9 protein-coding genes are annotated in these 12,189 nt (G+C 39.4%); 2 read left to right on the top strand and 7 right to left on the bottom strand.

Going from position 1 to position 12,189, the window contains the following annotated elements:
* The 6 genes from IQ264_RS17765 to IQ264_RS17740 all read right to left on the bottom strand — a co-directional run.
* Nucleotides 1-1,365: family 1 glycosylhydrolase (locus tag IQ264_RS17765; protein WP_193982131.1), on the bottom strand; the 1,365-nt coding region annotated here is incomplete at its 3' end.
* Nucleotides 1,366-1,543: 178 nt separating this feature from the next.
* Nucleotides 1,544-2,767, bottom strand: coding sequence for a UDP-galactopyranose mutase (gene glf, locus IQ264_RS17760; RefSeq protein WP_193982130.1), 1,224 nt, complete (start codon nucleotides 2,765-2,767; stop codon nucleotides 1,544-1,546).
* Nucleotides 2,768-3,009: 242 nt separating this feature from the next.
* Nucleotides 3,010-4,299 carry a glycosyltransferase family 1 protein gene (locus tag IQ264_RS17755; RefSeq protein WP_193982129.1) on the bottom strand — a complete coding sequence of 430 codons (1,290 nt, stop codon included), beginning with the start codon at nucleotides 4,297-4,299 and terminating at the stop codon, nucleotides 3,010-3,012.
* Nucleotides 4,300-5,072: 773 nt separating this feature from the next.
* Nucleotides 5,073-6,689: a hypothetical protein gene (locus IQ264_RS17750; RefSeq protein ID WP_322744733.1), complete on the bottom strand. Its 1,617-nt coding sequence runs from the start codon at nucleotides 6,687-6,689 to the stop codon at nucleotides 5,073-5,075.
* Nucleotides 6,690-6,848: 159 nt separating this feature from the next.
* Nucleotides 6,849-8,720, bottom strand: coding sequence for a diguanylate cyclase (locus IQ264_RS17745; protein ID WP_193982128.1), 1,872 nt, complete (start codon nucleotides 8,718-8,720; stop codon nucleotides 6,849-6,851).
* Nucleotides 8,721-9,535: 815 nt separating this feature from the next.
* Nucleotides 9,536-10,144: a molecular chaperone GrpE gene (locus IQ264_RS17740; protein ID WP_193982127.1), complete on the bottom strand. Its 609-nt coding sequence runs from the start codon at nucleotides 10,142-10,144 to the stop codon at nucleotides 9,536-9,538.
* 183 nt (nucleotides 10,145-10,327) lie between these two features.
* Between IQ264_RS17740 and IQ264_RS17735 the strand changes: the two genes are divergently transcribed.
* The gene (locus IQ264_RS17735; protein WP_193982126.1) at nucleotides 10,328-10,744 is read left to right on the top strand and encodes a hypothetical protein; all 417 of its coding nucleotides are present in this window, start codon (nucleotides 10,328-10,330) and stop codon (nucleotides 10,742-10,744) included.
* Between the two features lie 178 nt (nucleotides 10,745-10,922).
* Here the strand turns inward: IQ264_RS17735 and IQ264_RS17730 are convergent, their stop codons facing one another.
* Entirely contained in the window at nucleotides 10,923-11,240 is a 318-nt protein-coding gene (locus IQ264_RS17730) for a 30S ribosomal protein PSRP-3 (protein WP_073594082.1), read from the bottom strand.
* A gap of 84 nt (nucleotides 11,241-11,324) precedes the next feature.
* Between IQ264_RS17730 and IQ264_RS17725 the strand changes: the two genes are divergently transcribed.
* Nucleotides 11,325-12,161: a TIGR01548 family HAD-type hydrolase gene (locus IQ264_RS17725; RefSeq protein WP_228061629.1), complete on the top strand. Its 837-nt coding sequence runs from the start codon at nucleotides 11,325-11,327 to the stop codon at nucleotides 12,159-12,161.
* The last annotated feature ends 28 nt before the right edge of the window (nucleotides 12,162-12,189 follow it).

Below are 12,189 nucleotides of genomic sequence, written 5' to 3'. Positions count from 1 at the left end.
CTGCCCCTCTGCTCCCCTGCTCAGAGAAACGGGCGGATAAATCAACCGCTGGGGACGATGCCACCATCCGGGAACATCTAAAACTGGATGATCGTAAGTTCTTTTAGTTGCTAAGTCGCGCAGCATTCGGGCTAAGGCGGTGGGGCGGGGTTTCGGGGAACGTAAATCAAATACGCCTGACTCATAGCAACCTTCCACCCTAGTTACTAAACTATTCCAGTCATAAGAACCTAAAAGTGACCAAGCGGTAATTGCCCGGATATCCACTCCTTCTTTCCGCACGCTAGTAGCAGCGTCCCAAACTTCTTTTAACCAGCGCAACTGTTCTTCACGAGTGCAACCGTGATGCACTTCGGTAACGGCAATGGGCAGTTTGTAACGTTCCCAAGTTTCTTTGATTAACGTATTTGGCCCTGCAATGCCTTCGGCGCAAACTCGCACTGCTTCCACATCGGCGTATTGGTGTCTTCCGTTGCCACCGTGAGTCCAATGAGGATAGTTTTCCAGATGTTCGTCTAAAAAGCGATCGCTAGTCAAGTAATGGTTCATCCCGATAATGTCCGGTGGACAGGGATGTTCTAAAAACCACTCTAGTTCAGCAACGCTTACTCCACTCCAACACAAATAACCCCACAAAGGATGATCGCGGTTAACTTTTCCGCACAGTAAGTCAAAACTCAGCCAACGGCGTTCATTCTCAAATTGAGCTTGATACGCCATAAATGGTGTGCTGAAAACTTTGCACAGGTCTTCCGTTTGCACTAACTGTGCAGTTGGGTTAACCTGACGAATGGCTTGCATTGACAAAACAATGGCGCGACATTGATTTAACAATGCACAGATAAAGGTGGCATTGTCCCGTGCGTGCGGATACCAATGACCATATAATCCGCTAAAACGGGCAGTAGTTAAGGGTTCGTTGACGGGTGTAAATAGCTCTACCCAAGGGTAACGTTGTTGCACAGCTTGGGCAAATTGGGCGAGTTGAGGTGCAAAGTTGCGATCGATTAAGCTAGTATGACGAGGGCCGCTACCATGATGAACTAAGCCAACAATCGGACGAATACCTAATTCTTGCAAGCGTTCTAGACGTTCATCTGCCCAAGACCAATCAGCATTTTGCAAACCATCGGGGGCGATTAATTCCCAAAGTATAGGGTAACGGATGGTGCGGATGCCAAGTTCTGCAAATAAGTTTAGGTCGTCTAAGCGCGTTCCGTGACCGTTGCGTTCTAGTTGGTTGAAAAAGCGATCGCCAACTCGATTCACAGTACACTCCACACCCGCCCACATTTCCATTTTTAAATCTTGAATTTTCCAGGAATTCTTAAGATTTAATTCCTGATTTAATGCCGCCGTTACCATTAACTACACCTCAATCAATTTTGGATTTTAGATTTTAGATTTGCGATTTTTTTAGTAAGCAATAATTCAGAAAATCGGTAATCTAAAATTAGTGTCTATCCCGTACTTAAGGTGATAACCAAACTAATGAATCAGCAAAAACCTTGGAGTACAATATTTCCTAGTACCCAGTCCCCAACTAATGCTTACCCTTACCGTTTTTAGTGACGGATTGAATCGGAGAAGGTTCCTCAATCATTTCCTTAGCAGATACCTTTTGAATATAATCGTCTCTGCGCTCAATTGGTTGAAAAACCACAACTTCTTCTTGAACTTTGGTGCTAATTTGTTTGTAGATCGTCAACGCTTGAGCTACACATTGATCCATGTTGTAATACTTGTAAGTTGCCAATCTGCCGACAAAATATACATCAGGAACAGCATCAGCTAATTCTTTATATTTCTTGTAAAGTTCGGCATTTTCTGGACGGGGTACTGGGTAGTAAGGATCTCCCTCAGCTTGGGGGAATTCGTAGACAATGCTAGTTTTAGAATGTTCCTGTCCTGTGAGGTATTTAAATTCAGTACAACGGGTGTATAAATGTTCGTTGGGATAGTTAACTACGGGCGCTGGTTGATGTACTGGTTTATTATGGGTTTCATGTTTGAATTCTAGGGAACGGTAAGGCAATTTGCCGTAACGATAATCGAAGAAAGCATCAATTGGCCCGGTGTAAATCATCTCACGATAAGGGATAATTTTTTGGATTTCCCGATAATCGGTATTGAGCATTATTTTGATGTTCGGATGAGATAACATTTTCTCGAACATTACTGTGTAACCGTGCAATGGCATTGCTTGGTAAGTGTCGGTAAAATAGCGATCGTCCCGATTAGTCCGAGTCGGAACACGCGCCGTCACAGATTTATCTAATTCCGATGGGTCCATATCCCATTGTTTCCGGGTATAGTTACGGAAGAATTTCTCGTAAAGTTCCCTTCCGACTTTACTGACAACTACATCTTCGCTAGTGCGAATATATTCTTTTTTCTCGGCAACTGTGGCAAAGAATTCTTCTAGTTGAAATGAGGTAAGATTCAGCCCGTAAAGTTTGTTAATGGTGTCTAAATTGATGGGAATTGGTACTAGTTGACCATCAACACTAGCACGTACTCGGTGTTCGTAAGACCGCCATTCGGTAAAGTTGGAAAGATACTGAAAAACTTCGCGAGAATTAGTATGAAAAATATGTGGCCCGTATTTGTGGACTAAAATTCCGGCTTCATTATAATGATCGTAAGCATTACCGCCAATATGGTTGCGCTTGTCAACAATTAACACCTTTTTTCCTAACTGACTTGCTAGCCTTTCCGCCAAAACGCTGCCAGCGAATCCTGCACCCACGATTAAATAATCAAACATTTTCAAATACCTCTTTTTTCGTTTACAAAATCGCGCAGGAAGTTTCGGTTCTTACTGAGTATGTAAGGAACCAAAAGCTGCTTTACGACAGGGAATAAAAAACTTGGCTACTAAGTAATCAGCGATTAGGTTGGGCAATAACAAATTACTTTGAGTTTTCCGCTAAGGAAATTTGCCAAGTTTAAAAACGGGAAGTACTTGATTCATAAGGGTTACTTTTTAGTTGGATTGATTGATAGTTGTTAACTGTTTGCTGTTTTTGCAGAAAGGCGATCGCTCATTGCACTTTCTATTAGCTGCATCATCCTGCGCCAAGTGGAATCCCAAGAGTTTTCTGCGAGAAAAGTATCTACTCTTTCTAACCACCCAGATGAGTAAAAATCTTGACTCATTAATTCCTCAGCTGCGGCAATAAAATCTGTTACATTATCGGCAATTTTTACTAAGCCGTTTTCACCGTAAGGACGCACAACATCGCGGATGGAAGTGGAAATAACTGGTTTACCTGCGGCGAGATATTCAGGAGTTTTAGTAGGACTAATAAACCGAGTTGATTCGTTAAGTGCAAAGGGTAACATTGCTATATCCCAACCAGCAATATAAGCTGGTAATTCTTGATAGGATTTGCCACCCAAGTAATGAATATTTGTGTGCCTTGGTAAGGTTGCTGGATCTATTTTAACTACAGGTCCGATCATTACTAAATGCCAGTCTGGTCGCGCTTGGGCAATTTCGCTTAATAGGTCAATATCCATGCGTTCATCTATTACCCCAAAAAATCCTAAACGGGGATGAGGGATATTAATTTGATCGGCTGGTTCTTCGGTCAAATTTCTGGCTTTGCCAAAGTGAACTTTATCGATGCTGCTAGGGAAAGCGTAGACGTGGGGATGGCGATCGCGTTTAGCTTCGTAAAGGCTTTGTCCCCCTGTAAATACTAAATCTCCCAGGCTAAATAGTTCAATTTCTAAAGTTTTTAAAGCGGGGCTTGCTCCCTTAAATGCTGATAGCTCATCCATACAATCATAGACAACCAACAGCGGATTTAAATGGCGAGTAAAACTCAATGCCATCGGTGTGTAATACCAGAGAATATAGTCTTTAATCTGCTTTTGAGCCAACAAATCATCGAGCATTCTTTTCAGGGTAGCTGTAACCTCCTCTTCCGTCATTCCTTCCTTTAGATGCGGTACAACAACCGAAACACCACTCTCGTGAATACTAACATCTAAGCAAGGAGAAGTATCGGCGCTAAAAATAGGTTCTTCAATAAAAAATACAGTTCGCTCTTTGGCGCAGCGGCTTAAAAGATGTTGCGGTCGTTGATAAACAAAATTCCATCGTAAATGCGACAGACAAATTAAAGCAAATTTTTCTGGAAGTGAATTTTGCGAATCATTTGACTTTAAGTTAGATACCGATTTTTTCATTGTTAATGCTGGTTTTGTCGTCGTGTTTCCTGAAGAAAATTCTATTTTCCCTGTTTCTACGCTGCTTACATGATCTTCGGTTAAGTTTTCGCTTTTAGACATAACTACCCTCAAGGTTAAAAAAGTTTTCTTACTTTTAATACATCTGTCAATCAGTAAAAGTTAGAAATGAACATTTAGTAATTGATAAAAAGATTTTTTTAGCAAGAACCAGCATAAGTTACGCCTCTTTAACACCCTTAATTTAGTTATAATTTAAGGAGTAGGCTGAGAACGAAGTAAACATTTGCTGTTGCAAATAAATTTAAAAGATATTTTTCCTATTTACTTCTTCCATAAGACTGAAATTGTGATTCTTCTGAAATCTATTTTCGCTGTTTACTTCTGCCATTGAACTGACTCAGCTAGTTAGTCTTTACTGACTAGAAAAATAATTTGATAATTATGGGAGAATAGGAAATCTTTCAAAAAGAAGTCGGATAAAAGGGCAAAGGTAAAAGATCTCCTTTGACCCTTTAATCTTTCCCTTTGGGAGATAGCGGAAACTTAGCAAAATTGTTATTATTTGATTAGCTGTAATATTTTTCTGTTGAGAGTATCCCATTTAAGTTACTCAACAACAGATACAAAAACGGCACTAACTAATCCGTAACTAGCTAAAAATGCAATTACAGTCAACATTTTATGGCTCCTTCTGCGATGGCAGTAATAGTTTAAATTTATATCTTAAGCTTAGGAATTTAAGCATTAACCAGCATCAGCCAAAATGATGGTTTTATGGCTAACTCTGCGGTGCAAAAAATCCTAAAGTAATAGATAGTTAGAGGTAGGAGAAATTAATCAATGTGTACAAAAAAATGTTCTACGATACATAGCTAATCTTGGAAGACCATGATTTGTCCTGAATAACAAGCAACCCAAACTTCTCTATTCTTGGGATCGTAAGTAATACCAATTGGGCTAGCGCCTACTCTCACTGTTTGTAAAACTGTCATATCTTGGGTGCGGACTTTACTTACAGTATTGTTGCTGTAATTAACAACATAAAGCATTTGACCATCATCTGACAAAACCATGCTGCGAGGTGCTGCACCTGTGTAAACTCTAGAGACGACTTGAGGTTTAGTTAAATCAATTTTGGCAACTCTTCCTTCACCATTTAAAGAGGCGTAGAGATATCTTCCGGTTTTATCAAGATTTAAATGACGTGGCGATCGACCAATATTTCGCAACCAATTAACCCAGTATTTTTCTAAGTCTACTTGAGCAATATCAGTGGAACCCATGACGGCAATATAAGCTCTCTGAGATCTGCGATCGACAACTATTCCTCTGGGATAAGCACCAATTTTCACCCGTTTAATTTCTTGATTCTTTTCCGTATCAATAATACTTAAATCCCAACTACACCAATTACTAACTAATACAAAACGATTATCAGGAGAAGTAGCGACAAACTTAGGAACAGAACCAACTTGAATCACTTTTTCAATTTGCAAAGTTTCGGTGTTTATGCGATATACGAAACTATTGTCTGTTCCTTGGGAGGGAGAACAGCGATCGCTTCCCGGATTATTAAACCCAGCACCATACATTTGATAATTAGAAACCCAAGCATATTTGCCATCATGGGAAAAACTAACTTCCACAGGTGCGCCGTTGTAATCCCCTTTAAAATTAGCATAACCAAACTTCGCTAAATTTACGCGATCGGGAATAGTTTTCACTAAATTATGCTCTCGGTTATACACAGTAATTGTGTGGCTATACATCATATTTTGAGCAAAAAACAATCCATGTCCCGAATGTACAACTGATTTCGGAGTAATTTTCCCATTAATTGTTTTTTTCAAATACATTGGCGCAGTCTGAGGTTTAGCTGGCGGTGCTTTTACAACTTTAGCAACTGGTTTGGGACTAGCTTTTGGTGTTGGTTTAGCAGTAACTATAGGTGTAGGTTGTACTTGAGGAGTCGGCTTTTGAATTGGGATTACTTGTTTATTTTCTAATTGATTCTTGATGATTAAACTGCTAAAAATTAATAAAAGACCCATAACACCACTGACTAACCACAGCAAGGGAATTCTAAATTTTCTTTCTTTAGGAATTACGACTGTTTCCGGTGCCAATTGAGTCTGAGCAATATTAGTTACATCTGGTACTGATGCAATTACTAAATCTGGAGAAGATAATTCAAATTCCTCAATCCAGCTGGCTGGTACTTTGTGAATCTGTTGCCCAATTACTCGCACAGATTTAAAAGTTTTACACTCCAGTCCTTTCATCCCCTCTTTGACAAAACCAACCCAGAACTCTCGCTCTAATGATTGGTGAGATAATAAGGTTACTTGCAGACAACTACCTTCAGAATTAACTATTGCTGTGATTGCTGCTGTGGATAAAGCTTGATTAATCAGAGTAGCAATAGCCTGGGTATCGCCTTGTTGTGCTTGAAATAAAATGTCTTGCAGATTTACTATTTGCTGGATCACAATTCACTACCTCACACTGCCTTAAAAATAACTATCTCTTAATGAGGCATTTTTTTCAATTCCAAGCGAGATCCTTGACTTCTTGGAGAAGTTGAGGAGCTGTGTACCTCATAGCAAATCCGGGATTCTAGCCACAGTAGAGGCGTGATAGCTACCTCGTTAGGGAATTAGAGATTTAAAAAGAACACGATTTCGCCCCTGTTTTTTTGCTTCATAAAGAGCCTCATCCGCAGTAGCAATCAATTTTTCTGGGGCTAGATTTTGATGAGGAATTACACCAGAAACTCCCAAACTCAAAGTAACATATTCACTCACATCAGATTTAGCATGAGGCATTTTTAATTGTTGGATCTCTTTTTGAATTGCTTGGGCTACACTGACAGCACCTTGAATTTCAGTATTAGGCAGAATCACTACAAATTCTTCACCACCATAACGGGCTAACAAATCAGCCGGACGTTTGACAGCGCGATTCATAGCTAAAGCAATTTGCCGTAAGCAATCATCTCCTCCTTGATGTCCGTAATAATCGTTGTAAGCTTTGAAATAATCCACATCGCACATAACTAAAGATAAGGGTTGTTTGGCGCGTGCTAGTCGCTGCCATTCTTGGACTAAATATTCATCAAAATAACGACGATTAGCTACTTTAGTTAAACCGTCTAAAGTAGCAAGACGCTGTAATTCTTGATTCGCTTTTTCCAATTCGGCTGTGCGATCGGCTACTTTTTGTTCTAGAGTATGGGCATATTGTTCTAGATTTGTGAAAGCAGCTTCCAATTGATTTGCCATCCGATTGAATGCCTCAGCCAGGGTGTTAAGTTCGGTGATATGACTCCGCAACGCAGATGCGATCTTTCCTTGGGAAACTTGTTGGTTTAAATCCCTTTGGGACATCGATTTTGCCAATTGTGCTAGGTGTAATATTGGTTGGTTAATCCAATGGGAAGTGTAAATTCCTAACACTGTAGCGGTTCCTAATGCGGCAATACACAGCCAAATTGTACTGCGAGTATTGGCGTTAATTTCCGCCATAAAGTCTTTTTCTGGCACCACAATTACGATCAGCCAATCTAAACCAAATTTATCTTTATAGGGTAATATCTGTAAATATTGTCGATCGCTATTTATTTTAAAGATAAATTTCTTTCCCCTCTTAATTTTGTTGAAATTACCAAAGTGCTTCTGTAAAAATTTCGCCGTCAATCTTGTTAACTGATTTTGACTATTAATAGCTGGAAGTCGTTGTAATGTTTGATTTTTAGCTGTGGAGTAAAAGGGATGTTCCCTTGTGGAACTAGCAACCAATAGCCCGGAACGTTCTAAAATAAAAGTCTGTCCTGACTTGCCAATTTTCAACTTACTGAGGAATCGATTAATATCTAACAAAACTAGGTCTGTAGCAACAACTCCCCTTAGCTTGTGATTTTGATTGTAAATGGGAGTCCCAAGAGTTATGGCAAGTTGAGTGCTTCCGCGAAAAGCATAAATAGGGCTCCAGATTGATTTACCTTGGGTAGCGACGGCAACATACCAAGGGCGACGACGGGGATCGAAGTTTGGTATGGAAACGATTAACTTTTGCGTCATTTTCCCTTGACTATCGGTGGCGTAGCCGTTCATGTTGTTGTAACCTGTGGCGCGATCGATAATCGAAATTATCAAACCTTCTTCATCAAAGTTGTTGATTCCATAAAATTCGCCTTTTTCGTTGGCAATTTGAATCACACTAACTTCCGCAAACAATTTAATTTCCCGTAAAAAGTATCTGTCCATACTGCGAGGTTTTTCGGGATTGAGATATCCTAGATTAATTGCATCTAAAACGTTTTGATTAACGATATAGGGTTTTTGTAAATAATCATTGAGTTGTTGTTCGATGCGATCGCCTATTTCCCTCTGCAATTGAGTAACTATATTTTCTACTGCCTTTTGTCCGTTGCGTAAAGAAAGCCATCCTGTTAATCCCACTGTCACAAAGATTTGCAACACAAAGGGAACAATTAAAATTGAACGTAGCTGTAGTTTCATATTCCTAAAGGCTTTCCTATATTCCCCAGATTTACAAATTAAATGCTGTTCAGCTTACTCAATTCAAATCTCAAGTCAATTTGACATTTTTAATTATCACTAGAGAAGCGTTTCGTAAGTTCGGATGATAATTTATTAAGAACTTTTGATCGCGTCTATTGAGATTCATTATAAGCCTATTTGAAGTTTTTATTTATACCACGTAATATAAGATAAATTCTGCTGTTGATACTTTGAATTTCCGGCTGGGAAATTTTTGCAGGTGAGTTTGGCTGTATTACTGAAATAATTTTTGATTTAGCTTCTATCGTGCAAAGGGACTGAATACTACCTACTTGTGTAATTAAAAATACAAAAAAATTATCTCGTACTTGTAATGAAAAAACCTAGTTTGAGGGACTGGTATTTGTGATATACCAAGCATTTCATTAATTAATCAGGTTTATTTATAACTATAAGTACAGAAGAGCCGAAATCTTAATTAAATTATCTCTTAATTTTCAGGAAAACTAGTTGGCTAAGCTGAATTAATAGATAGAAGCAAAGCACTGGCGCAGAGAGCAGCAAACAAACCCTACTTTCTCACCAGTTGGTAATTAAAAAGATGTGATTATTTGATTGACTGCTTTGTTTGAATCGCCAAGTCGATCGCCCCCTATAACCAAAACTATACCGAAAGATTTAACAGCAGTAAGGTGGGTAACTCCCACCTTATTGTTTTACAGCAGATTGCAGGTAAATGAGCTACAGAATTTCTGGTTTTAGGGAAAAGGGAACGGGGAACAGAAAATCAAACTTGGGTGTAAAACAATCATTTAAGTAAAGTTAACCGCATAACTTTTAGTTGAGTTAGGAATCTTTGGTAGATTGCGGCTAACGATCGCAGGTGAAATAATATGTTCCAATTTACTATCCTGATATCCCACAAACCAAATATAAACCTTTTCGCCAATGGTAATATCTCGATCGTCGGGTTGATGTAATTGCGGATTGTAGGGAACTTGTGCTAAAGGTGTGCCGATCGCTTTATATCCCCAATGAGCTAAAATTTTATCCAAAGGTTTGAACAAAGGTAGAATATTTTGGGCTGGTAAATCTGGATGTTCTTGAACAACTTTACAAACAGTAGGATAATTAGTTAACAGAGTTTCTAATTGATAAAAGGTATTATGTTGAAAATCTTCCCTGATTTTTTGCGATTGTTGTTGCAATTTTTGGCGGAGTCGCGCACATTCTTGCCGCAATTGAGCAATTTCTGTTTCTTCATCTGTATTAACTACATAAGCGTACTTGATGGGATGCACTCGCTTCTGAGTAACTGCAACCTTGGCTGGAGGATGAGAGTAAACTAAGTGGAAAATAACTAAAACGCTGACTAACCACAGCACGCACCCAAACCAAAATAAATTAGGATCATGGCTCATTGTCAATCACTCCAGCCTTGATTTAACCGCTTTAAATGATTGTATTCCTAGAGGGGTGCCAGAGAAATTCTTTTTAGTTTAAATTTAGTGAAGGCAGAAGGCTGTTCGTAGTTAACAATATTTACAGCGAAGAGGTTGGTATAATTGTTAACCAAAGAAATTACTGCTATTAACTAAAGTACCATGCCAAACATCCGCTTCATTTTGTACCACAAGCACCCCACGAGTGCGCGAGTTCAGTTTTTACGTCTTAATGGTACTGTTTGCCAATTTGATGGCTTACCTCCTGAAGCGAAAGTTGTAGCAAGTACAACGGAAGGTGAAAAGGCTATAGGTTTGGATGAAGCGATCGCTCATATTGAACAAAAATTAACTTTATCCGCTGGTACTCTGAAAATTGAGCCAGAATTTTGGGCGGAAGTAGATTCACCAGAAGATATGATTAATGTTTATTTAGCAGAGTTTACAACCACCGATCCACCGCATGAAAAAATGGCAGAATTGGAAGGAAAATTTATTGCAATTACCGAAGGTCGTAGCTTACAACCTACAGAATTAGAACTATTGCGACTAGTTTATTCCTTCCTCATGGATGGATAAAAAATTTGGAGGGTAAGCATGAAAAAATTGCTACCCTCCCAAAAAATTTAAGATATTGTTTGTAGTGACGACTTTAGTCGTTTCTTTCCTAAATAAAAAGACTGAAGTCCTCACAACGAAGCAGATCAATATAACTCAAGCAATGACTAAAACATTAACTTGTGGCGACTTGGAAGAATCAGGCGCTACCAGTAAAGGCAACTTCCGGGAACTTACCTTGCGCTTCTGACATAGGACGGCGCTTGCCTTCTTCTTGCCAGTAGTTAATCACTTCTGTAGCCTTATTGAGAAGTTCAACTCGGTCTGTTTCTGAAATCCAATGCTTGGATTCTAGCTCTTTTTTTAACTCTTCCCAAGCATCATTGCGCGGCCAAAAAAAGTATTTGGTCAAAGGACTAGTACCTTTGCCTACCACCTGATCAACTGCGATCGCTACATCCTTCTCTAACCAGAGAACCTTTAAAATGAACTTCGACAAACCTACCTCCGGGTTCAACCCAGACTTTTCGCGTCTTTACAACCTTTCTATAATAACCTAATTGTCTAACCTTTTTTCCTTAAATTTTCGAGGTAAATCACATTGACAGCATCTAACCTAGACAAGAGTGTAAGTTCGGCTTTGGCGATCGTAATTTTCGATATTGATGGGGTCGTGCGCGATGTCGGCGGTTCCTATCGCCGCGCACTTGCAGATACAGTAGAACATTACACAGACGGCGCTTTTCGTCCCTCCCAAGTAGACATTGATGCCCTAAAATCCGAAGGCGTTTGGAACAATGACTGGGAAGCCTCCCAAGAATTAGTGTATCGTTACTTTGAAAAACAGGGAAAAACTCGCACAGAAATTGCCTTAGATTACAATACCTTAGTCGCTTTCTTCCAATCTCGTTATCGTGGCCCTAACCCCGAAAATTGGACAGGTTACATTTGCACAGAACCATTACTTTTAGCCCCAAACTATTTAGAAAGTTTGACAACATCGGGAATACCTTGGGGTTTTTTCAGTGGTGCAACCAGAGGTTCAGCAGAGTATGTTTTATGCAAACGTTTAGGATTAAAATCTCCAGTTTTAATTGCAATGGAAGACGCACCAGGAAAACCCGATCCTACCGGACTTTTCGCCACTGTGCTATTATTAGAACAGCAATTTTCTGCCGATGAAACTACACCAGTTATTTATGTAGGAGACACGGTTGCTGATATGTACACCGTAGAAAAAGCTAAAGCTTTGCAACCGAATCGTTTGTGGATTGGCGTAGGAATTTTACCACCTCATGTTTTACAAGAAACTGCTCAACAACTTGATGCTTATACTGCGAATTTAAAACAAGCTGGCGCTCAGATAATTTTGCGAAATGTCCAAGATTTAACTGCGGCAAAAATTCAGGAATTAATTGCCGGAGAAGACCCAAATTAAAACCCGACAATACTACAGCAGTCCTACT

Origin of the sequence: [Phormidium] sp. LEGE 05292, assembly GCF_015207735.1 — a bacterium.
Lineage (GTDB): Bacteria > Cyanobacteriota > Cyanobacteriia > Cyanobacteriales > Aerosakkonemataceae > Floridanema.
Note: the sequence above shows the minus strand (reverse complement) of the source record. Positions and strands in the feature narration are given on the sequence as shown.